The organism is Pseudoalteromonas sp. APC 3224, from assembly GCF_030407535.1.
In the GTDB taxonomy this organism is placed as follows: domain Bacteria; phylum Pseudomonadota; class Gammaproteobacteria; order Enterobacterales; family Alteromonadaceae; genus Pseudoalteromonas.
Map to the genome: position 1 here is coordinate 1 of NZ_JASDDF010000018.1, position 24,855 is coordinate 24,855.

General features: G+C 41.2%; 15 protein-coding genes and 1 tRNA gene. 6 read left to right on the top strand and 10 right to left on the bottom strand.

Annotation, left to right across the window (positions count from 1 at the left end; all coding sequences use genetic code 11):
• Positions 1-254: 254 nt before the first annotated feature.
• The gene (locus QL989_RS10035; RefSeq protein ID WP_290170210.1) at positions 255-1,313 is read right to left on the bottom strand and encodes a hypothetical protein; all 1,059 of its coding nucleotides are present in this window, start codon (positions 1,311-1,313) and stop codon (positions 255-257) included.
• Positions 1,314-1,640: 327 nt separating this feature from the next.
• On the opposite strand from QL989_RS10035, the gene QL989_RS10040 reads away from it, so the two are divergent.
• Positions 1,641-2,930, top strand: coding sequence for an amidohydrolase (locus QL989_RS10040; RefSeq protein WP_290170212.1), 1,290 nt, complete (start codon positions 1,641-1,643; stop codon positions 2,928-2,930).
• Positions 2,931-3,049: 119 nt separating this feature from the next.
• On the top strand, positions 3,050-3,682 hold the full coding sequence (locus tag QL989_RS10045; protein ID WP_138609080.1) for a trimeric intracellular cation channel family protein: 633 nt from the start codon (positions 3,050-3,052) through the stop codon (positions 3,680-3,682).
• Between the two features lie 13 nt (positions 3,683-3,695).
• On the opposite strand, the gene recD is transcribed toward QL989_RS10045, so the two are convergent.
• The 7 genes from recD to QL989_RS10080 form a co-directional block, all read right to left on the bottom strand.
• Positions 3,696-5,714 carry an exodeoxyribonuclease V subunit alpha gene (recD, locus tag QL989_RS10050; protein WP_178955696.1) on the bottom strand — a complete coding sequence of 673 codons (2,019 nt, stop codon included), beginning with the start codon at positions 5,712-5,714 and terminating at the stop codon, positions 3,696-3,698.
• Positions 5,711-9,277: an exodeoxyribonuclease V subunit beta gene (recB, locus tag QL989_RS10055; RefSeq protein ID WP_290170216.1), complete on the bottom strand. Its 3,567-nt coding sequence runs from the start codon at positions 9,275-9,277 to the stop codon at positions 5,711-5,713. The genes recD and recB overlap by 4 nt, the downstream gene beginning before the upstream one ends.
• On the bottom strand, positions 9,264-12,563 hold the full coding sequence (gene recC, locus QL989_RS10060; protein WP_290170219.1) for an exodeoxyribonuclease V subunit gamma: 3,300 nt from the start codon (positions 12,561-12,563) through the stop codon (positions 9,264-9,266). The genes recB and recC overlap by 14 nt, the downstream gene beginning before the upstream one ends.
• 168 nt (positions 12,564-12,731) lie before the next feature.
• The gene (locus tag QL989_RS10065) at positions 12,732-13,790 is read right to left on the bottom strand and encodes an alkaline phosphatase D family protein (RefSeq protein ID WP_290170221.1); all 1,059 of its coding nucleotides are present in this window, start codon (positions 13,788-13,790) and stop codon (positions 12,732-12,734) included.
• Positions 13,787-14,917 carry an alkaline phosphatase family protein gene (locus QL989_RS10070; RefSeq protein WP_290170225.1) on the bottom strand — a complete coding sequence of 377 codons (1,131 nt, stop codon included), beginning with the start codon at positions 14,915-14,917 and terminating at the stop codon, positions 13,787-13,789. The genes QL989_RS10065 and QL989_RS10070 overlap by 4 nt, the downstream gene beginning before the upstream one ends.
• A gap of 49 nt (positions 14,918-14,966) precedes the next feature.
• Complete coding sequence (locus QL989_RS10075) at positions 14,967-17,240, bottom strand: TonB-dependent receptor (protein WP_290170228.1); 2,274 nt, start codon at positions 17,238-17,240, stop codon at positions 14,967-14,969.
• 195 nt (positions 17,241-17,435) lie between these two features.
• Positions 17,436-18,479: an alkene reductase gene (locus tag QL989_RS10080; RefSeq protein ID WP_138609066.1), complete on the bottom strand. Its 1,044-nt coding sequence runs from the start codon at positions 18,477-18,479 to the stop codon at positions 17,436-17,438.
• 157 nt (positions 18,480-18,636) lie between these two features.
• Here QL989_RS10080 and QL989_RS10085 point away from each other — a divergent pair, with 157 nt between their 5' ends.
• The 4 genes from QL989_RS10085 to QL989_RS10100 all read left to right on the top strand — a co-directional run bounded on the left by QL989_RS10085 (position 18,637) and on the right by QL989_RS10100 (position 23,351).
• Positions 18,637-19,215, top strand: a complete 579-nt coding sequence (locus QL989_RS10085; protein WP_008109773.1) for a TetR/AcrR family transcriptional regulator — start codon at positions 18,637-18,639, stop codon at positions 19,213-19,215.
• A 67-nt stretch (positions 19,216-19,282) separates the two neighbouring features.
• Positions 19,283-19,672, top strand: coding sequence for a DUF2750 domain-containing protein (locus QL989_RS10090; RefSeq protein ID WP_290170232.1), 390 nt, complete (start codon positions 19,283-19,285; stop codon positions 19,670-19,672).
• Between the two features lie 586 nt (positions 19,673-20,258).
• The gene (locus QL989_RS10095; protein ID WP_138609272.1) at positions 20,259-21,371 is read left to right on the top strand and encodes a methyl-accepting chemotaxis protein; all 1,113 of its coding nucleotides are present in this window, start codon (positions 20,259-20,261) and stop codon (positions 21,369-21,371) included.
• A 330-nt stretch (positions 21,372-21,701) separates the two neighbouring features.
• Positions 21,702-23,351: a diguanylate cyclase gene (locus tag QL989_RS10100; protein ID WP_290170234.1), complete on the top strand. Its 1,650-nt coding sequence runs from the start codon at positions 21,702-21,704 to the stop codon at positions 23,349-23,351.
• A gap of 52 nt (positions 23,352-23,403) precedes the next feature.
• On the opposite strand, the gene QL989_RS10105 is transcribed toward QL989_RS10100, so the two are convergent.
• Together QL989_RS10105 and nadA are read right to left on the bottom strand one after the other, a co-directional pair.
• Positions 23,404-23,493 (bottom strand) — tRNA-Ser (locus QL989_RS10105).
• 169 nt (positions 23,494-23,662) lie between these two features.
• On the bottom strand, positions 23,663-24,703 hold the full coding sequence (gene nadA / locus QL989_RS10110) for a quinolinate synthase NadA (protein ID WP_290170236.1): 1,041 nt from the start codon (positions 24,701-24,703) through the stop codon (positions 23,663-23,665).
• Positions 24,704-24,855 lie beyond the last annotated feature (152 nt).

Sequence of the window (24,855 nt, forward strand, 5' to 3'; positions counted from 1 at the left end):
GATGTAAGCCAGTAGAATAACGCAGGAGCAGTTATCGAGCCCACTAGGTTACAAACCTCGCGCCGCGATTAAACCGCCCCTAGTTTGAACAAATTGTAATCCGCAAAGGTCAACAGACCCTAGCAGTTAATCACTTTTAGAACGTAAAGCTGATGCAATTTGCATTAAGCTTTTTTTGGCTAAAAATAAATAACTGCATAAAGCTAATTGGTATCAAAAGCGTGCAGTATATAAAGCCGCACGCACAATCACCTTTATGGGATCACATTATATATAAGCGTTGAAGCACTCAAATTATCAGAGTCTTTTACATAACGGTATTGTTTTTTCCAAAACCAACTACCGGTAGTTTCATCGACAGTTTCATATCCTAATTTATCGCCAGCCACGCTAATATTATTCATTGCCACCGTTACATTACCTTGGTGCTGCGCTTGTTGAATTTCGTTATGGCTGTAACTGTTAGTCATCATTAATGGATAATGGTATGGCATGAAGCTACTAACAGCATCACCTTGCGATTTTAAACGCCCATTGGTATCAATATTGGCGCTACAACTGCCAAATGAGCTTACCGAGCTTGCACCGCATGATGAGTGAGTAGCGACTACCGAATCATCGTTACCACGCAAAAAACCAGCCGTTAAACCTAAGTAAGCATTACCATCGGCCACAAAACGTAAACGCGGTGTGCGCGCATCAGGTAATGGCGCAATTCTACGTGCATTGTTAACTTTTAAATCATGCAATACACCAACCGCCTCATTAACTTCACTGCCTAGCCACCAAGTTAATGCAGCATCTACAGCAAAATTCCACGATGCGCCGGTTAACGCACTCACCGCTAAGTCGGCTAATTCACTACCGCCACCAGCACCTGCTAAATCAAAGGTAGCAATAATATTAAGCGGTTTTAAACCCGCGTTTTCTAGCCAGTTTTCTTGGTTATCTATAATATATCGGGCAACTAAGTCACCGGTAGAGTGGGTTACAAACACGCAGCCTGGCTCGCATAAATTTGAGCGAGAGATCTGTTGTAGCTTGGGCCATACCCAATCTGTAGTAATTTTTCCTTCTATTCGTTCATACGCAGGCCAGTCAATGCGCTCGTCGGCACGGTTTACCCAATAAGACTGCCAATAACTTTGGCCATCGTTTACTACATCACTACCTGCTTTATTGGTAAGTTGGGATACTTGCAAACCATGAATTAAAACTACTTTATACTCTTTACTCATCGCAGAAAAACTCATTAAGAGCCCTATTGCTGCTGCAAATAAAGTCGCGCGTTTAAAAGTGTGTGTGTTGTTCATATTAATCCTTAACTGATTGAATATTTTTATTATGCTTAGCTTGTTACACGCTGTTGTCAGTGCATGGTAAAAGCAATGCATTGACCAGTATTGGGAACAAATCTAAAAAATGCAACATTTTGTTATCATTTTCACCGTTAAAGCTAAATATTTGCGTTAAAATACGACAAAAGCGCCAAACTATTGTGTTAAACAAAATAGCTTTATCCCCTTCTTAAGCAGTATCAATAAACTTTCTTTTAACTGTGGTTAACTATTAAACAACACTACTTTTTATTAATGTAATAGCGTAAGTTAATTACACACGATGAAAACCAAGGAATTAAAATGATAAAAAAAATAATTTTTGGCAGTGTTTTATTTACTGCAATTTCAGCGCCTAGTTTTGCTAGTAGTATTAACACCCAACTTGAACAAGCAACACAAAGTGTAAGTGAAAAAGTCATTACATGGCGTCGCCATTTGCATCAATATCCAGAGCTGAGTAATCGCGAATTTGAAACCGCGAAGTACATTACTAACCATTTAAAATCACTGGGGCTTGAAGTACAAACTGGTGTTGCGCATACCGGAGTTGTGGCTAAATTAAGCGGTGGTAAAAAAGGCCCTTTAATCGCCCTTCGTGCCGATATGGATGCTTTACCCGTTACCGAACAAGTTGATTTACCCTTTGCCTCTAAACAAACCTCAACCTATCGTGGTAATGAAGTAGGCGTTATGCATGCCTGCGGGCACGACACTCATGTTGCTATTCTAATGGCCGTAGCAGAGTCACTGGTAAAAATTAAAGATCAGTTAGCGGGTGACGTACTGTTTGTATTTCAACCGGCTGAAGAAGGTGCCCCCGAAGGAGAAGAAGGAGGCGCAGAGCTAATGCTAAAAGAAGGTTTATTTAAACAAAAACCTGAAGCGGTGTTTGGCTTGCATGTCACCAGCTCACTTAATACTGGTCAAATTGGCTTTAGAGAAGGGCCTCTAATGGCCAGTGAAGACTCTTTCACAATTAACGTAACGGGTCGTCAAACTCATGGCTCGCGCCCTTGGAATGGCGTAGATCCCATTGTTGCTTCATCACAAATTATAATGGCAACTCAAACAATTGCCTCTCGCCAGGTAGATGTAACTAAAGCGCCTTCTGTTATTTCATTTGGCGCGATTAACGGCGGCATACGCTCAAATATTATTCCTGATAATGTAGAGCTTATTGGTACAATTAGAACCTTTGATCAAACGATGCGTGCCGATATTAAAAAACGTTTAGCTAAAACCGCTGAACTGGTTGCCGAATCCGCGGGGGCTAAAGCTGATGTGCATATAGATCACGGCTACCCTGTCACAGTAAACAATGTAGCACTCACCCAAAAAATGACCCCTTCACTTGCCCGTATTGCTGGTGCTGACAACATTATTACCACAGATTTAATTACCGGTGCAGAAGACTTTAGCTATTATGCACTAGAAACCCCTGGGCTGTTTTACTTTTTAGGCGTTACTCCAAAAGATCAAAACGCTAAAACGGCACCAAGTAATCATTCACCTCAGTTTTATGTTGACGAAAGCGCATTACAACTTGGCGTAGAATCATTATCTCAACTGGTCGTTGACTACTTACAATAACAACCCATCATAAAAGCACAGGGCTAATAACCTGTGCTTGTTTTATTCAGCTAATATAAATCCCCTATCACTTACCCTTAATATCTAATATAAATTCTCAACTTGGTAAGGACACCTCAATGACGGCAGAGTATTTTAATTTTTTAAGCCTTATTGGCGTGGCATTCTTTGCAATTTCAGGTGCATTATTAGGCCACGACAAAGATATTGGTGGATTTGGTGTTGTCGTTGTTGGCTCAGTCACCGCGTTAGGCGGTGGCACGCTCAGAGATATTCTTCTTAATCAACCTGTATTTTGGATAGCCAACCCCGATTATTTATATGCCACCTATGGCGCTATTTTTGTCACCGTTATGTTTATTCGCCACTTGCCCGACCTGTCTAACTATTACATGTTACTGGTTGATGCCATCGGTATGGCTATTTTTAATGTGGTCGGCATTGAAAAAGCATTAATTGAAGGTACAACCATGGTGGTTGCGCTTACAATGGGAATGACGACGGGTATATTTGGCGGCTTAATACGTGATGTGATCTGTAGAGAAGTACCGCTGGTGATGCGCGAAGAGCTATACTCCACCGCGTGCTTTGCAGGAGGCTTAACCTATGCCACACTATTTTTATTAGAAGCTCCTTATTTATGGTGCATTATAGGTTCATTATTGGTAACCGTCTTTCTAAGATTGGGCGCACTGCATTTTGGCTGGCAACCCAACCTATTTAGAAAACGAACCCCAAAAATAAGAGATTAGTATAAGTATGGCTTTACACTAATCGCTCATACAAGCCTGACGCCCGTGATACACTTTTACCCATGGCCAATTGCAGCACTTTTTTATCTGCCACCAGCTCAAAGGTCTGTTTTGCGCGGGTAATTCCCGTGTACACTAATTGCCTATTAATACCGATACTCGCCTGCTTGAGCGGTGGTAACACCATCGCGGTATAACTAAACTCTGAGCCTTGCGATTTATGAATGGTCATTACATACACTTTATCGTGCACCGGAAGCCGTGCGGGTGAAAATGCCCGTTCATTCCCTTGCTCATCAATAAACAGTGCCTTGAGTTGGCCGCTATCATCGGGCATTAAAATCCCTATATCACCGTTAAATAATTTTAGCTGGTAGTCGTTTTGACTAACCATTATCGGCATCCCTATATAATGCCGCTGATTAGGATTAACGCTAATTAAACCTTGCTGCTGTAATACCCGTTCAATACGCTGGTTTAAACTATTAACACCATAATCGCCTTCACGTACCGCAGCAAGTAACTGATAACTGGCAAAAGCTGCATGCACTTTCGCAACACTGGCACCTTGCGCTATCAGGGTTAGGTAATTAGCATAATGACTTGCGGCACTATTTACTAACTTTTCAATCGGTGTGGAAACAAAATCATAGTCTAAAATAATATCGCTAAAATGCCCTTCGCTGCTTTGTTGTTCAACGTAATTTAATATTCCTCGGTTGTTGGTATTTACAGCCAGCGCCAATTGACCTATGCCACTTTTTGCATCAAACCGATAGCTATGTTGTAAAAAGGCAATGCAGTCAGCAAGTTTAAACTCACTTTGACTTTGCGCATTTAGTTTAACAGCGCCATTAAAGCACAGCGTGTTCAATTGCTCACAGCGTACTTTTGAATAACGCGGTGTTTGTCCAAGCACTAACCCTTGGCATAAATCACTCATTACACTGCCAGTATCAACCGAAGCAAGTTGGTCTTTATCGCCAAGTAAAATCAATCGAGCATGATCTGGCAAGGCCTCAATTAGTTTAGCCATAAGTGATAAGTCGACCATGCTGGCCTCATCAATAATCAATACATCAACATGCAACGGATTGCTTTTATCGTGTCGGAATTTATTGGTAAATGGCTTAACTCCCAACAGACGATGAATGGTTTGCGCACTTTGCGGGATCAACGCGTTAATATCAGCCGGTATTTCACTAAGCTTATTTTTAGCCCCTAAAATTGACTCTGTTAGCCGTGCCGCTGCTTTACCTGTGGGTGCTACTAATTTTATGCTCAATGGCGCCGCTTTATATAACGATTGTAAAATCGCTAACAGCTTTGTTACCGTGGTGGTTTTACCGGTGCCAGGCCCGCCCGTGATCACACTAAACCCTTTTGTGGCGGCAATCGCACACGCTACTTTTTGCCAATCAATGTCAATACTCGGATCATCAGGAAAGTAGCGGGTTAATAACTGAGCAAGTACTGCATCATCAAGGTTAAGTTGTCGTTCGCTCATTGTCAGTAATCGTTGGGCAAGGGTTTGTTCATAGCCTGCTAAACGAGAAAAATATAATCGTTGATTAAACAATTGCAGCGGCTTTTGCTCCCCAACACTGTGATGTGAGAGTAAATAACGTATTGCTGCCTCAGTCGTAAAGTCATTACTAAATGGGCTGAGAGTGTCAGGCTGCGTGCCTTCTAGTTTAGTAAAGTCGCTTTGACGTAAATTAAACGGATTAGTCCAATCAACCTCTGTTAGGGTTAAACAGCTATGCTGGCTTTGTTGCGATAAACACAGCATTAAAATTATATAAAAGAGGTCGTCATACCCTTGCTGTGCGTTTGTGCCACTGAGTAATTCAGCCAGTTTTACATCAACCACACGCACTCTATGTTCGTCCGTTAAATACGTTAGCAACGGCACGACTTTAATACTTTCGCTGCCCTGCATCGTTGGCTGTGCTGTTGTGAGCACAGGTTCGTCTATAGGGGCATCATCTAAGTCATCAAACAAACCCGGTTGTTGATTTAAATCACTCATAGCATGGCTCCTTGGCTAAACAAGCCATCTAAAATAACGACTTGATCTGGACTTAGCTGTTTAAAGTACACTCCCTCACCTGCTGGCATACCGCGTAAAAAAGTATAATAAACACCGCCTAAATGCGCCTCTATTGAATAATCGGGAATTCGCTGTTTAAGCAAGCGATGCAGCGCTACGGTATAAATTAAATACTGTAAATGATATTGGTGACTGGTCATTGCTTGCTCTAGCTGCTCAGACACATAATCGGCAGCGGTACTGCCCAAATAATTCGATTTATAATCTAAAATATAATACTTGCCTTGGTAGCAAAAAATTAAATCAATAAAGCCTTTTAGTAACCCTTTAACATGGGCAAACTCAAGTTTACTTTGGTTAAAACCAAAATGTTTAATTAACACTTCATTAAGCTTAGGGGCACTGAGGCTGCTAAGCGGTAAATTAAACTCCATTTCTACTAAACAGTCACTTGGCGCTAATTGGCTCAAACTTAAATTATTCTTGCTGTTTAACGGGCAATTAAGTGCATCGAGTACCCATTGCTCGGTAATTTGCTGCCATTGCTCATCGATATGGTACTTTTCAAAAGCACGCTCAATCACAGCCGTTAAGTTTTGCTCGGCATTCGTGGGATGATTTACCGGACTGGTAAAATCAAGCTGCTCAAATATTTCGTGCAAACAACTCCCTGGTTTTGCACCCTTAGGAAAGCTATACGGTGAAGGAAGTTCATCTTGCTGCACGGCAAACTCATCTCTTTGATGATCTTCATCGCTGCGCCCTGGAGCAAGTTGATCAGCATGCTTTTTAAAGCTCAAGGCACTAAAGCTAGTTGCTCGCCAGTCACGTTCAATCTGCGCCGTTACTGTATTAATAAGTAAATCGTGCTGTTTAGTGTCACTATTTTTTAACCGAAGTATGCCCTGCTCATGTAATTCGCCTGAGGTAAATTGCTGGTATTGCATAGCATGATTAGCCTCACAAAATTCACTTAAATGGGTGCGCCATACTTGGCTACTGCTTATCTCTAATCCTGAGAATAACACATGCCCCAGCGCACTACTTTGAATTGCTAAACGGCTACTTTGCCCTTGAGAAATGTTATACACGCCCAGCGAACAAAAATGCACTGCTCGGGTCAGTGCCACATAAAGCAAACGTAAGTCTTCTGCTAAACGTTCTTGTTCGGCTTTTTGCAAGGCGTCTTCGTCTTTACTTAAATCGTAAATCAACTTGCCATTTTGATGATAAAGCGCGTCTTTAGTTTCACGATAACCACTGGCAAATGGCATAAATACCAATGGGTATTCAAGCCCTTTAGAAGCGTGCATAGTCACAATTTTAACTAAGTTCGCATCACTTTCTAAGCGAACTTGCACTGTTTCGCCATCTTGCTGGCTCACCTTTTGCGCAAACCAACGTAATAAACGAAGTGTCCCTTCAAGCTCTATTTGTTTTTGCTGCAGTATTTCGCCAAGATGTCTAAAGTCGGTAAGCCACCGCTCTACGTTATAGCCCAAGCCTTGCCACTTGGCACTGAGCTGATTGTGACTCAGTAAGCGTTCGAGCATTGCCATTGCCCCTTGCTTATGCCAAATATGGCTAAGTTGAGCAAAAAAGTTTAGGTGTTCTTGCCAGCTATTTTCATCATCGGCTAGAGCAAAAATATCGTTATAGCTTAAACAAAATAACGGGCCAGCTAATACACCGCGTAGTAACGCCTCATCGTACTGACCATGCAAAGCCGTTAAAAAATTGAGCAAGTGATGACTTAACTCTTGGCTAAATACACTGTCGCGCGACAAATACACACTGGCAATATTAGCTTTACTCAGCGCTTGCTTCATTATTTGTGCTTCAACGCGGTCGCGCACCAAAATACAAATATCAGCAGCGCTTACCGGCGTACTGCCAATACAGGCTATTCCTTGGTTTGCCTGCTCAAGTAAAGTAACAATTTTATTGGTAAAATGGGTGGCTAAATGAGCTTGCCCTAAGCCTTTACTGGTCGGCTTATTTTTTTCATCGCCGGCTTCATCTACAAACACATTAAACTCAAACGCGGTGGCAGGTTTACCGTCAATTAAAAACGACTCATCTGCTTTTTTTCCTTTCGCTTTCACTTTATTAAATGGAATGGCGTCGTTATAAATAAAGCTGTTTTCGTATTTGCTAAATAAGCTATTTACGCTATTTACAATATCACTGCTTGAGCGAAAGTTAGTGCCCAATGTAAATTGTTGTGGCTCATCTACCGCTTCTTTTGCGCCAATGTAGGTAAATATATCTGCGCCCCTAAACCCATAAATTGCTTGTTTGGGATCGCCTATCATAGCTAAAGTGGTATTGCTTTGAGCATAAATTTTACTAAAAATCCCGTACTGAATCGGGTCAGTATCCTGAAACTCATCTATCATTGCCACCGGAAATAACTGCGCTATTTTTTGTGCGAACACATCACCTTGTTCACTCTTTAAGGCACTGTGTAAATTAGTCAGTAAATCGTCAGGGGTGATCACGCTTTGTTCTTGTTTGCGTTTAACTATGGCCGCTTTTACCCAGCTCGCCGCATATTGCACTATCGCAATTTTTAACCCTTGGTTAATGGTGTTGTTAAGTGCGGCTAAGGCATCGAATTGGCTAATAAGTGGATGAGTCAGTAATGTGCCATTTTTTTTATAATTAGCGGCATTACTTAAGTTCTCGCTACTCCACACCTCAAACGAATACTTACTGGTACCAAATTCAAAAAAGTCATCACTGCCTAAGCAAAATGCTTCAAGTGCAGCAAGACTGCCCTTTCGCCCAGGTGTTTTTGAGCCACTTAAATCGGATGCTTTAACAGCACCAATAAACTCTTGCTCTAGGCACGCTTTTTTAAAGGCTGGAACACGCGCCAAGTATTCATCTCGCGCTTGCCATACCGCATCTAAACTAACTTTCGGGGTTATTTCTGCGTTCGCCTTATTTAAAATACTACTTACATGACTAAATAGTGATTCGGGCGCAGCAAATACCGCTAAAATCGCATCTGTTCTTTCTTTACTGAGAGGGTATACAAACGCACGCCAAAAGTCTTTTATGGTTTCAAGCAGAATATCGCGCTCATCTAAAATGAACTCTAAGTTAAATGCCACACCGGATTCAAACGCATGCTGTTTTAGCATTCGCTGACAAAAACCATGAATGGTAAAAATAGCTGCTTCGTCCATTGATTTAGCTGCGGCATCGAGTAAGTCAAATGCACGGTGCTTGTCATCAACGCCTGCTATTACACCCTCAATTAGCTCATCATTGGGTACTTGCCCAAGTAACGCATCACGCGCGGCAATAATTCGGCTACGAACACGGTCTTTAATTTCTTGCGTGGCGGCATCCGTAAAGGTGACTACCAAAATTTGCTCAACACTCAATGGCGTATTCAGCTCACCAGGTATTTGCATGCCCAATAAATAACGCAAATACAAACCCGTGATCGTGTAGGTTTTACCTGTGCCAGCACTGGCTTCAATTAAGCTTTGCCCTAATAATGGCATAGTGAGCGGATTAAGCGCTTGCATAGTCACTCTCCTTGGCGTGCTCGAATAATGGGGCGAGAAGCTTATCGCTCCAATGTATAAATTCGTCTTGGCAGTCATTAAGTGATTGCACCGTTAAACGAATATATGGGTTTTCTCCTTCGCCTCGGCCAATATACTGTGGACTAAATTTACTGTTGGCTTTTGCCATATCACCACCGCTTTTTACGTATTCATAACCACTTACCGGAAAAAACGCCACGGGCTTGTTGCGTAATGCTTTATAAAGCTCAAACCAATCTGCGAGCAGTAAATCGGCATCGGCTTTACTCATTGGGGCAAAGCTAATTTGTTTATCTAAACCCAGTAATAAAGTTTCAACCTCTTGTTGCATGCTTTGTGCAGCAAGATGATAAATAAAGCCTTTAATTAAATCTTTAGCTTTAATACTAGCACTGCGATAAAACACTTGTTTTTGCATATACACATGGTTTAGCCAGCCTTCAATGGTGGTATTTTCAAGCAAAAGTAACACCTCTATCGGTTCGCTTTTACCCGCTTTTATTTGTTGTTTTACTTGCCCTGCAAGCGCATCAACGCGATGTTGCATGCTCTCATAAATTAAGCTGCCAACATGAGCTTGCGGCAGCTCACCGCGCTGCAGTATTTGTTCGGTACTCAGTGGGGTATCGTTAATATTAGCTTCAAGTATTTCATCGAGGTAAAAATAACGGCGCAGCGCATCTAAGCTAAACGGTTCTTCATCTTTGGCTATGTCGTTAAATTGCGGCAAACGTAACCCTAAGCTTTGCTGATAAAAGCTCTCTTGGGCGTGGCACACACTGCGAATAAACATATCAAGATCAAGCAGCTCTGGAGGCGTTACATCAAGTGTAGTGATTGCTTTTGGCTCAAAGGCTTCGCTAGGCAGCCAAATTGGGTTATAGCTGTGGTTGTTAAGCCCTGCCTGTTCAGCGCTAGCTGGCAAATAATAATGACTATTAAAAGGTTGTAAATGTTGTTGGCTAATAAGGCAATCTGGCAAGGGTTTATCACCGGGTTCGCTAAGTTTGAAGCTTCGACCTATGTATTCTAACAATTCACTGACAAGTGTTGATGGCATGCGTGGCTGGTTATCAAAACATGATCGACCAATGTAGCTCATATATAAATTATCTCGGGCACTAAGAAGCGCTTCTAAAAAAAGGTAGCGGTCATCGAGTTTTCGTGAACGGTCACCTTTTTGCTTTTTAGAATAAGGTACTAGGTCAAACCCGATAGGCTGCACGGTACGTGGGTAATCGGCATCATTCAAGCCTAGCATACACACCACCTTAAACGGCACAGCGCGCATTGGCATTAACGTACAAAAATTCACCTGCCCCACTAAAAAACGTTGGCCGACACCTTTTTCTTGTATGCCTTGTTTAATTAAATAGCTAACAATGCGCTGCGACACGGCCTCACTGTAATCACCGTTGTCGTGGTGCTTACCTATATCTTCGAGTACTTTTTGCAGCACTAATAAATCCCAACTGTCGTCGCTTTCGCTTTCATAAATAGTATTGAGCAGCTCATTTAAAATTTGGGCTTTATTGGTGAGTGTGTCATCGGGGGTGAGCTTAGCTTTGAAGTCTTGCAGCACATCAATAAAATGTACCAGCTTATTAAGTGTATCAAGTGCCATGCCCTCAACCTCATCAGCACTGTAAATGCCATTAAATGGGCATTGTTCATCGCGCATGGCAATACCCAGTAGTAACCGGTTTAAGCCATGTTGCCAAGTGTTAAGCTCAATTGCGGGTAAATCAAAGCTACTTTTATGTTCAGCGTTTACACCCCATTTAACGCCAACACGCTCCAACCAATACTGAATTTGCTCATATTCATGTGCTTCTAAGCCAAATTTTTCAGCAATTTGGGTAACCTGTAATAAATCGAGAATATCCGACACGCCAAAGCGCGAAAACGGTAAGTTAGCCAAACTGGCAAACGAACTCAGTACTGGCTTCTCTTGCTCTATGGCTAAATCAGCTAGCGCATAAGGTATAAATCGGCTGCCCTGTGCACCACCAAAAACTGCTTCAATATAAGGGCTGTAGGTACCAACGTCGGGCATCATCACGATAATGTCTTTCGGGGTAAGCGCTGAGTTTTGATTAAACAAATTAAGTAAGTAATCGTGCAAACGCTCTACTTCTCGAAGCGGTGTATGGCAATCGCTAAGTGTAATACTTGCATCGTTTGCAGTTATTGGCAGCTTGCCCTCATCGTTTATAAACCATTCTTTGTTATCGGTGAGCGACTCACCTTTAAAGGCAAGTTGGTAAATTTCACTTTGCACTTGGCCAAGTAAGCTGTCGTCAAATACATCTATAAAGCCATCAATCCAGCGGGCATCAAGCTGCACTAGTTGCTCAAAATAATCGCGGCCGAGTTTACCCCACGACGATAACAGCGGATTACCAATAAAATAGTATTCCTCATCGGGATTGGTGTGCTTTTTTTGCTGTGCTTCCATCAGCGGCATTTTTGCGTATTTAGCGGTGATTTTAGCGGCTGTTTTTTCATCAATGATATCGCCCCAGTAATGCTCGCTAGGGTTAAAAAAGAATAAAAACACTTCAGTTTTTTTACTTAAGGCTTCAAACACCTCAAGCTGCGAGCTAGCAATGGCAGATATGCCAAATAAGCTAATGCGTTTTGGTAATAAGGCGCTATCCATGCTCTCAAGTGCACTGAGTAACTGCCCTTGCATATTGGCACGGTGAAATTGGCTTTGCCCCAGCTGTTTGCTTAATTTGACGATACGACGCCATAAATCGGGTTGCCAAGGCGCAATCGTTATATCAACATCGTCAAGCTCATCGGTGCCACTATCCCAACTGGCTATCCAATGGGGGCGGTACATCAAATATTGGTCGTACACATCGGCTATTTTTTCACATAGAGCAAAGGTTTTTTGGCCGTCAATATCGCCCTCTAAATAGGTTTTTAGGGGTAAATACAGTGGCTCGTCAATACAAGTAGGTAAAATTGCAAACAGTTTCCAAGCAAGGTTAGGTTTGTTAAAGGCCGACTCTTTAGGCACGTTTGGCAGTAATTGCTGATACAACTGCCAAATAAAACTCGACGGCAGCGGAAAGTCTACCTGAGCAGCTACGCCTAAATTTTCACTTAAACCGATTTTAAGCCATTGCGACATACCCGGCGATTGCACTAACACCACTTCTTTATCAAATGGGCTTTGCAACGGGTTTACTTTTAATAGCTGATGAAACTGCGCTTGCAGAGCTTCCATACGGTTTGATTGAATAATATTGAGCATACGATACCAGCCTTACTTGAGATAAGGCCAGTGTAAGATATTTTCAATTTAAGCGGTAGCGCTAAGGGGAAATTGGCATTAATAAATCAGCAAGTTAGCCCGCCGATAGTGAACTTTTAAACGCACAGCTTTAACCGCAGTGCGTTTATTATTTAAATGGTGATGCTATTAATAAGGACTAATACTTGAAAGACTAAAGTCACTTTGCATAATAACTTGGCCATCAATGCCTTTAAGCTTTAATGAAATAGCAGGGTCGACTTGTTGCCAGTCTATGCTTAAATCACCATAGTTAACATTATGTGTGTAATTACCCACACGATGCTGGTTAGGGCTAACGTCTTTCCACTTTTCTGTCAGGCCTGAGCTGGTCATTTCAATAAGCGGGTAATCAAGGTTTTTTTGATACCTTGAAATCTCGCCCCAGTGAGTATCGCCACTAATAATAATCACACCATTTACTTGATGTTTTTTAATTAGCGCAAATAAACGGTTTCGATCCTCTGGAAAATTTACCCACGATTCCCAGCCGGTAAAATCTGGCAGTAACTGCAAGCTTGACGCTATTAGCTTTATTGCCGCTGGCTTTTTAAGCTCGGCTTCAAGCCATTGCCACTGTGCTTCCCCTAGCATTGATGCGCCTTTAACTTCAGTTGGACTGTACGGGCCTTGGTTATTTGCTTTACGCTTGGTGTAATACTCAATCTCGCTAACAGAATTAAGTGTGTCACGATTAAAGCGTAAATCTGGCATGATCACCTGCACGGTTTGCTCGCCTTCGCCATACATATACGAGGTATAAATGCCGTCAGCACGGGTACGGCGTTTTGAGTTTGCCGGTTCTTGCCAAAAATCGAGCATGATTTGCCGCGATGCTTCTTTATGCGGATACTCTTTCCCCGCGTCATTTTGACCATAATCGTGATCATCCCACATAGCTATTATTGGTGTTTGTGCGCGTAGTGCTTTAAAGCCTGGCTTTGCTCCAAGGCGTTGGTATTTATTTTTAAGCACAGCCATGTCGTTAGTATCGCCGTAGATGTTATCCCCTAAAAATATAAATAAATCACTCTGCTCTTTGTTAATGGCGTTAAATATAGGAATGTCTTTATCTTGATGTCCGCAAGAGCCAAATAATATTTTAGACGGCGCAGCCATTGCTCCAATGCTAATCACAATAGTCAGTGACAGTGCAAAATGCTTAAGGGTTTTTAGTAACTGTTTCATTTTAAAATCTCGTTAATAGCTGGTGCCATATTAGGGTTAATTATGTGTGGATTTTGCCCAAGTGCTTTTAAAACGGTGGCGGCAACTTGCGCTTGTTTAAGCTCGTTTTTAGTTTTAATTAAGCCGTTATTTTTAATTGCAGGGCCAATAGCTGCCAGCCAAATATGCTCAGAGCCAACTATGCCGTTAGGAAACACATTTGCGCCTAGGTTAAGCTCTAGCAATGCTCGACGAGAGCTGTGATGCTGCCAATCACTGGCATGACTTCCACGGCCATGATCAGTAGTAACAATTAACGTGGTATTATTTTTATAACCTGCAGTACTTTGAATGGTTTGCCACAAATCTTTTATAAATGCATCGCTTTGCTTAGCCGATTTTAAATAGGCGTCGTAATGCCCATCGTGAGCAAAGTCGTCAGTTTCTCCTAAACTAATAACCAGTAATTTAGGCTTTTTAGCCAGCATATACGCTTTAGCAAATCGATAGGTAAAACTATCAAGCCGCACATTGTGCCAAGGGCTAGGTATCTCTGTTTGTAGCGCATTAAGTAGCGCTGCGTCGGCAAATAAATCATCAGCAACGGGCATAAACCCCGCATTCACCTGCACCTTACTGCGCTGGGTATTTACAATGAAAGGAAACACATCCCAACTACCAAATAACGCGGTGCTGTTTTTAAATTCAGGCTGGGCATTTAAACGCTCTAAAATAGTTTTATTTGGGTTGAAAACCTTGTCGTTACTGTTGATACTTTCATCCACTTCGCCAGTGAGAATTTCGTTATACCCAGGGTATGAAAAATACCACGGATTACTCACCGACATAGTTGAGCCTTTAGCTCTATCGCCAATAATAACGCCTTGCTTTGCGATAGTTTGAGTTAAAAATGGCATTAGCAATTGTTGACGCTGTTGCGGGTTTTCATGCCAGAACTGGCTCTTTAAATGTGCTGGTTGCTTAACAAATTCTTTATTATTAATCAGCTTGCTATCGGCACCATTAAATACTTCTTGCCAGCGAACCCCATCTAAAGTTACCAACACCACATTTTGTGGTGCTGCCAAAACCGCCTGACTGTTAAGTAAAACCAAACCGATTATTAGTATTGTTACTATTGTTTGCATACACACCTCGTTTAATAAAAAGCCCATCAATGATGGGCTTAATTACGTTTTAAAACGTGGCCGTTAACGTCACGGCTGCTGTGCGTGGGGCGCCAATAAAGTAAGTGCTTCCATTACCTGTACCGCCCGCTAGGTAGCTTTCATCAGTAATGTTGTAAACCACAAAAGCAATATCAATTGCTTTGAAGGGGCCAGCATTAACTTCAGCTGCGTAGCCTGCATTTAAATCAACCACGGTATAGCTATCTACATCGCCACGCTCGCCAGTGTATTTAGCCGATAAACCAAAGCGGAAATCACCGCTGTAATAATCGGTTGAAAGCACAAATAAATCATCTACTGAATCAATTACTTTGCTTCCTGCTTCAAAGCCTGGCGCATCGCCTTTATATTCAGAGTTATTATTGGTGTATGAGCTATATACATTCCACTGTGGGCTCAACATATAACTTGCTGATAGCTCTAAACCTTTCGATTCAATACCGCCCACATTTAGGTACGAGCCGTTAGTACCTATGGTGTAATCAATACCACCCGTGTCGCTACCTGGCGCTATAAAGGTAATACGGTTATCAAATTCAATTGAGTAAGCCGTTGCCGTTAATTTAAGTGCGTTATTGTCATAACGCACCCCTAAATCAATATTTTCTGCGGTTTCTGGCTCAATAGCTGACAAGTCAGAGCTATCGCGCTCAAGCACACCATCTTTAATGGCGGCAAAGTTTTCGCTGTAGCTGGTAAATAACTCAGTGTTACTGTTTAACTGATATAAAATACCGCCACTAAATAGAAGGTCTGAATCACTGTTTACTTTAGCTGTGGTGGCGTTTTGATAATGGTCATACTTTTCTATGTCTACTAAGTACTTTTTCACCCCTAGATTAAGGGTTAAGTCGCCAAATGCCATTGAGTCTTGGGCGTACCATTTGAGCGTATCGGTCTCAAAGGTGTTTTTATATTGCGTCCAATAAGGGGTGTTATCAAAATGATGATAAATACGCGCATCTATAACTTTATGCCAATCTCGTGACTCATCACGGTCGCTTTGCTCATACCAAAAACCGGCTTCAATATCGTGCATGCCAATGCTTGCTTGATAATTAGCAGTTACCCCTAAACGATCTTTATTATAATGTGTATGACGATAAGACATAACAGGCGTGGCATCAGCGTCGTAACATGCAGGATTAAGCTCGGGGCCTGACTCCCACGGCCAATTTAAGCTAGCCGTGCAACCTGCGTTGGGAGCAAGTGGGTTGCCATTACTATCTGTAAAGCCATAAGAGCCTGCGTTTGTACCACCTTCCGTGGTTGGGTTACCATTTTCATCTACAGGAGACGTTAAATAAGGAGGGATCCAATCGCCTCGGCCTGAGTTTTTATGGTAATACGGGCTAATGGTTAACAATGAGATGGGTGAAATCGCGTATTCAAACTTTAAATACCCTAGAGTGTTTTCACGCAGCGTGCCCCAACCTTCTGCAAACATTTGGTCAAAGTGAGGAACGCCTGTCCAGTTCCATGTTAGTTGATCCCAATCTGGAGTTTGTTCAAATTGTGCCAAGCTCACGCTGTTGTAATTCGTCTCGCTTACATCATCGTAAGATAAACGCCCTGTTATAGTTAAATCATCAAGGGTGGTGACAAATTTCGCTTCAGCGTGTTGGTTATCTTTCCCGCCATTGCTGCCCGAGCCAATCCAACGGCTAGTATCGGTTTGCGAATAACTCACATACGCTTGAGTATTATCAAAAATGGTGCCAGTTTCGTGTTTAACGTAATAGCGACTTGCGTCATGGCTGCCTGAGGTATATGCAAAAGTGGTGCTTTTTTCAAAGCTAGGCGCTTTACTTACAAAGTTAAAAGTACCACCTAGCGCCTCTAACGAGGCTGATTTAATATCTGAAGTGCCCTGACCTACTTCCACGGTGACAAGATTTTCGCTATCTAGGTAACGATTCGCTTTAGCACCACCGCCATAATTAGAACCGCCATTAGGAATACCGTCTACCGTCATACCTAATTGCTGCTGGTTTGAGTCAATACTAAAACCACGCATGGTAATAGTGGTTGACCAATCGTCGCCGCCAAATGCGTCGCCTTCGTTTATGCTAATGCCAGGTAAGTTATCTATTACTGATAACACACTCGATACCGAGCTTTGTTGCTCAAGCATGGCAGGTTCAATAACGTTGTTTGCATAACTGGTTGGTTTTGCAGTAACGGTTACTTCTTCTATCACGTTATCGTTAGCATAAGCTGAAGTTGATACCGCCATGGCCACAGCCATGCTCAAAATCGATTTATTTTTTAAAGCGTACATTGTTGTCCCGTTTGATTCTAATTATAAAAGGTAATTATGAAAGCGGGCACAGTCTATTTTTTAAATATGACAACGAGGGGGAACTTTATTGACAGCAAGATTAAACAATTATGAGTAAATTATGGCAAATAAATGTATAAAAAAAGACACTCACAGTTGTCCATGAGTGTCCTATCGTTTTTACTAAATTAGCTGCTATTTCAATTCAGCTAGCATTTCATCACTGTAAGCTGTGACTTCTTCGCCGTTTTTAATTTTGCTAATGTAATCTGGGTTAGCTATAAGCGGGCGACCAATAGCAATTAAATCAAATTTATTGTCGTTAATCGCTTCTTTCGCAGTTTCAAAACTATAACTACCTACACCCACTAAGGTACTTGCATAACCAGCTCGTAAAAATTCAGAGGTTGATTTACCTTCTAGTGAATCAAAACGCATGCTGTCGTCAAAAATACCGCCGTGTAAATAAGCTAACTTGCGGTTTTCAAGCTCTGGTAATAAGTAGTCAAATACTGCTTTATCGCGATTGTCTTCGCTCATATTAAAATAAGCACCTGGCGTTAAGCGCATAGCGGTACGCTCATTGCCTACAACATCAATAACTGCATCGGTTACTTCCAGTGCAAAGCGCGACATGTTTTCTGGTGTTTGCCCGTACTCGTCATCACGTTCATTTGCCGCATAATGTAAAAATTGATCAATTAAATAACCATTAGCACCGTGAATTTCTACGCCGTCAAAACCCGCTTCCATCGCATTTTCTGCGGCTTTAGCGTAGTCAGCCACTAAGCCTTTAATGTCGTCTGTAGTTACAGGCTTTGGCGTAACATAAGTGAGCTCGCGCATACGCGGCACTGAACCTTCAACCCCAATTGCCGATGGCGCCAAAACATCACCACCAAAAAAGTGAGGGTGTGCTACACGGCCAACATGCCATAGTTGTGCAAACATTTTTCCGCCATTAGCATGTACTGCGTCAGTGACTTTTTTCCAACCTTGAATTTGTTCGCTAGTGAAAAGCCCAGGTGTATTTGGATAACCTTGAGCATCAGCACGGATAATAATGGCTTCACTAATAATTAAGCCTACATCAGCACGGCGAGCGTAGTAATCAACCATGGCTTGTGTTGGCACTAAATTGTCATCTGCCATACAACGGGTCAATGGTGCCATAAGTACGCGGTTTTGCAGTTCTATGCTGTTATTTAATTTAAAAGGTGAAAGTAAGTCAATCGACATAATATTTATCCTTTGTTGAATGTACATTCAAGATAAGGTCACTTGAATGAATATTCAAGTATAATTTTGAAACTTTGTTTAAGATTGCGTAAACTGCCACCTAGGCCTAAGAAAAATAAATTTATTCATTACTACTCTCTCCACTAAAAGAGTCATTATGAGAACTGCAGAATTTGATAAAGAGTTTGTACTGCGCCAAGCTATGGCCATGTTTATGCTTCATGGCTATGCAAAAACCAGTATGCAAAAACTGACTCAAGCCACCCATTTACATCCGGGTTCTTTGTATGGGGCATTTGGTAATAAAAAAGGCATTTTTTTAGCCGCTACGGAGCAATACCAAACCGATCGCAATACACAATTTACAGCGCTGTTTGAGCACAGTAATTGTATTTTAGATACGCTGAAACAATACCTTAATATCATTGTGCAAGAATGTATTGACGGCGAAGCAACTAAAGTGTGCTTGCTTACAAAAAGCATTAGCGAGGTAGAGGGTAACGATCCACAAATTTGCCACGTATTACGTACTAATTTAACGGCGTACGAGCATGCCTTTGCGCAGCAATTACAAAAAGCGATAGATAACAAAGAAATTACCAATGGACGAAGTGCCATAGAGCTTGCACGATTTTGTGTTATGGGTATTTATGGATTGCGCACTTATGCATTAACAAATCAAGACCCTGACGCACTAAACCAACTAGCCGACGAGCTGCTTGCAGCCATTAGCTAAACTTAATTTTAAAGCGCAGTATGTCGCTGCCTTTTGTATTCCCCCCCACAGTGAGAGAGAGCCAAAAATGACCACTGACAATTTATCAAAGCAAGACGACGTAATTTTAGGCCTTGGCGCAAAAAAACGACTCGCATACATGTACGAAACTGTGCAACAGTTTAAGCAAGTGTGGATTTTAAACGATGACGACGGCTGCGTAATGCTCACTAACGAAGACGACGATTGCGTACCCGTATGGCCAACCCGTGAGTTTGCACAAGCATGGGCAACCGGTGAATGGGAAGGATGTACACCAAAAGCAATTCCAACAGCAGATTGGTTTAGCCGCTGGACGCCAGGCCTTGAAGAAGACGACTTACTAGTTGCCGTGTTCCCTACCGAAGAAGACGACGGCACGATTTTATTTCCTGATGAATTTCAAGCGCAGTTGAATAAATCAATTAGAAAATATTAGGGCCTGTTAATCTTTTCGGATTAAAATTTTTTCAAGCTAGGGGCGATTTAATCGCGGCGCGATGTTTGTAACCTAGTGGGCTCGATAACTGCTCCTGCGTTATTCTACTGGCTTACATCCTAGTAAGAACAAGTCATAACCGAGCAAAACTTCCGCGTCCTGCACACGCCCCTTACCTACATCCATGTAGGCAACAAAGAATAAATAGCCCCTAAGCAGAACCCTTCGGGCAGCGCCTGTTTGGCATGGATACTGCGTTATCGCCTATTTATGGGGAATAAACCACATAGGCGCTGCCTTGCCTAAATACCAAACAGACTGCTGCAAATCCAACCTTGAAAGGTCAACAGACCCTAACCTCTAAAATAGTGACCATTTTAAATAAGTTTGTTATAAGCATGAAATGAAAAGTTTTTTACCAAAAAGTTATAAAGCATCTATTATTGTGTTGTAACTTACTCTTATAAAAATCGATTTGGGTGGACATTAATTCCAGCCCTGTTAAAAATCGAATTATGTAATCTATAATCAGGTAAATTTAATAAAAAATATAACGTTTATTTTCCGTGTTTAAATTGGGGTCTACATGCTGTTCAATTCAAAATATAAAAACAAAATTAACGAGTTAAATAACGAGTTAATGCAATTAAAAAAAGCCAATGAAAAACTTGAGGAGCAATTATTAGCAGTAAACAGCGAGAAATCACAACTAAACCACAATGAAATAGCAAACGATACGGCATTTGTAAAACAGCGTGAATTAAATACCTTATCATTGCAGTCATCTGATTTAATTAGTGATATCAGAGAAAGCTTAGCCTCAACTTCACATAAACTAATCAATGATATTACGTCATTTAAGTCATCCCAAGAATTACTTGATACAATTTTAGATATGTTAGCAACGACTTCATCGTCAACACATAATATCTCAAGAGATACAAAGTCCGCCTCTAAATCCGTTAAAGAATTGCAGTCAGTAACAATCGGCATTAATGATTTTGTAAACATAATTAAAGGGATTTCTGATCAAACAAATTTACTCGCACTTAATGCAGCCATTGAGGCAGCAAGAGCGGGAGAGCAAGGGCGAGGGTTTGCAGTCGTCGCAGATGAAGTGAGAACGCTTGCTCAACGCTCTTCTGAGGCATCTAACGAGATATCTAATTTAATAGATAAGGTTAATGAGCAAATGCAAAGCGTTGTAACTAACATTACTAACGTTAGCGAAGAAAGTGATGGCATTGCAAATAGCTCATTAGAAATTGATACTACTGCTAAAAAGGTGGTTGAACTATCACAAAATATGTATAGCGTTATTGTTAATTCAAGTGCGGATGCATTTATTCAAACAGTAAAAATGGACCATATTGTATGGAAATACGATATTTATAAAGTCATTTTAGGTCAATCAAACAAGACGGCAGAAGACTTTTCTGATCATACCATGTGCCGTTTAGGTCAATGGTACTATCAAGGTGAAGGTGCATTAAAATATTCAAGCATTAACGACTTCAAAGCATTAGAGAAACCACATGCAGATGTCCACAAAAATGGCTTTGCTGCTCTAGAAGCATTCCAATTAGGCGATCTCAATACTGCTGTTGAAAAAGTATCTCTTATGGAGCAAGCAAGCTTTAAAGTAGTCGATATACTTAGCGCGTTATCAGATAAAATTATGGAGCATAACTTTAAATAAAATAGTCATAAGTATCTCCTTTTGCATAGCGATTTATAATCATTCATCGCTATGAATATCAAATTCATGTAAATCAATCAGAAACTAATCACACGTCTACACGAGCGTAAACCTTAAAGAGTATTTTTGTCATAAATATTGCTCAATAGCCAAACTAGATAAATTATTAACCCTTTAATTAATCATTAACTATATTTTTATAATAACAGCTCACCGTTTAGTGATTAAAGTTAGTAACTATAAAGCAAGAATACGCTAAAGCGGTCATAGCAATAATTATTCTGTTAAAAATGCAGTACAATTTTTACCGGTAACTAACTTAGGTATTACATGCGGTACACTTTCAATTTTATATGTTGTTTACTATTTCAAACCATTAGTTTTAATGCTTTTGCTGTAGCATTAAATCAAAATGACAGCTTACAACTAAAGTCAGCTATGTGGCATCAAGTAGATTTAGCTAAACCAACCCAAGGTGAGCAACTCATTAATGCTTATAACAATGTAAGTACTCCCGTCACTTCGCTGTATAGTGCCCATGGCAGTGCAATAGCAAAAATCAGTTTAACCACAGAGCGCGCAGGTCGCTGGTATATAATCCCCCAAATTAATTATTTAGATAGTGGCGTTGCTTTTTATCAAGATACTAGTGGGATCAGAAAAGTCGCTGATTTTTCGCAAGATAGTGCCAGCCCATCAGCCATTGTAATGCACAGCCGAGCTTTTGAATTACAACTAGAAGCTAATTCACACGGTGTTTTATGGCTTTATGTTAATGCTAAACACTTTGCTAAACCTGTCAGCATTAATGTTATTCCTCAATCTAGGTTTATTAAACTTCAGTTTTATATCAATTCATTAAGCTTAGTGTCTATTACTATAATGCTGACCTTGGCTTGCATGGCCTTGATCATGTTTTTTAAAACACGACATCGCGTGGCATTATTTTGTGCAGGTTATATAGGATTACACGGCATTGGTTGGGCATTCGCCTCGGGGGTAGTTGCGTTACTTTTTAATTACCACGCAATTAACACCCATTACTTTGGCATGTATATTTTTGCCTTTGCTATTGCTTGTGCCAGTTCATTTGCCTATTACTTATTTAACTTTGACCAACATACCCGCACTGGTATTAGCCGATTTTTAAAATACTTCTCCATAACCGCACTTGCCTGTGGTTTTTTAAACCCCTTTTTACCCTTTCATTGGGTGTTTTATTTAGCTCATTTCCTTGCTGCCATTTGGGTGTATTTAAGCTTAAAACTGGGCTTTACAATGCTGGGGATGAAAGACTTTAGAGCGAAATATTTTTTAACTGGCAACCTTGTTTATAGCTTGTCCTTAGTTATTTTTATTTTATCGCACCTAAATTTAATAGAAATAAGTTCACCTGAATTATGGGTACTTATTGCTCTGGCCATTGATTGTATCTGTATTTTACTTTCTTTATCTGAATGGCTAAAAATAAAGCAAAATAATTTTATAAAAGCGCTAGAGCTATCACGCATAGACCCACTCACCAAAGTAGGAAACCGGCTGCAATTACAAGAAAAGCTCGATAACTTAGATAATTTTTATCTCATTGTGTTTATAGATTGCGACAATATTAAAAGCGTTAACGATCACCTAGGTCATGCTCACGGTGACAAGCTACTCATTGAGGTTACGCGGTTAATACAAAATGCGTTAGCCGACAAAGGCGAGGTATGCAGAACCGGCGGTGATGAGTTTATTTGTGTGTGTAACGTTCAGTCAGCACAACAGCTCGCCCAACTCACCCTGAGCATCAACGAGTCGTTAAACTATATTCATCAACAAGTTCAAAAACATTGGCCGTTATCAGGCGTGAGCTATGGCTTAGCAAGTAGTGAGGAATGTAATGACTACAAAGCCTGCTTAACCTTAGCCGACCAACGAATGTATACATTAAAACATCAGCGTAAAAACAAACGCCAAGTACAAAGCCAACACGCTTAACTTTATTACAGACACAAAAAAGGACGCCTTGAGGCGTCCTAATATAGAATAATGGTGGAGAGAGAGGGATTCGAACCCTCGTTAGGGATTAACCTAAACACACTTTCCAGGCGTGCGCCTTCAGCCACTCAGCCATCTCTCCACAATGTTGCTTTGCAACAGCGCGCTATAGTATGAAATACACTTGCTTGGTGCAAGGCCTTTTTAACATCATGCTTTTAACTGCTCAATAATCAAACTAACTACTCATAAGCAAATAAAAAGGCGATACCTGAGTATCGCCTTTATCTAATGCATTATATTGCTATTTATTATTTTGCCATATTGGCTGTAAAGTCTAGCATGCGATTTAATGATTTAAGTGCGCCTTCACGCAAATCCATATCAACAAACACTTCTTTACCGCTGGCATCAATCAGTGCTTCCTCAATCGCTTGTAAGCCGTTCATTGCCATCCAAGGGCAGTGAGCGCAAGTTTTACATGTAGCGCCGCTACCAGCCGTTGGCGCTTCAAAAAACTCTTTATCTGGGCATAGTTGCTGCATTTTATAAAAGATACCGCGATCGGTCGCCACAATAAACTTTTTATTAGGCATAGTTTGCGCTGCTTTAATAAGCTGGCTAGTAGAGCCAACAGCATCAGCGAGTTCAACAATTTCAGCCGGTGATTCTGGATGCACCAATACGCCTGCATCTGGATGCAAGACTTTAAAGTCTTTTAGCGCTTTGGTTTTAAACTCATCATGTACAATACATGCGCCGTTCCACATGATCATATCGGCGCCAGTATTCTTTTGAATATAACTGCCTAAATGCTTATCTGGGCCCCAAATGATTTTTTCGCCTTGCTCATCTAAGTACTCCACTATTTCAAGTGCACACGATGAGGTAACTATCCAATCAGCACGCGCTTTAACCGCGGTAGAGGTGTTAGCATACACTACCACTTTACGGTCTGGGTGTTGATCACAAAACGCTGAAAACTCATCCACTGGGCAACCAATATCTAATGAACAAGTCGCTTCAAGTGTTGGCATAACCACGGTTTTGTTAGGGGTTAGAATTTTAGCAGTCTCACCCATAAAACGTACACCCGCGACGATGATCATGTCGGCTTCATGGCGAGCGCCAAAACGCGCCATTTCGAGTGAATCGGCTACACAGCCGCCCGTTTCTTCAGCAAGCGCTTGAATTTCAGGATCAGTGTAATAATGAGCAACAAGTACCGCGTTTTTCTCTTGCAGTAATTGTTTTATACGCGCTTTATATTCGCCTTTTTCGTCTTGTGTTAACGGTGCCGGCTTAGGAGGGAAAATATAACCTTCAGGCATAATAGTTTGAGCTAAACTCATGTTCTCGACCACTTTATTTACAGTGCAATTAATAGCGCAAATTATACGAGAAACGAACGGTAAATAATAGCAATCTAGTCAGGCAGTTTATAAATAAAAATAAGGGAGATACTAAGAAATATATTATACGGAGAAAGTGTACCAGAAGTGGT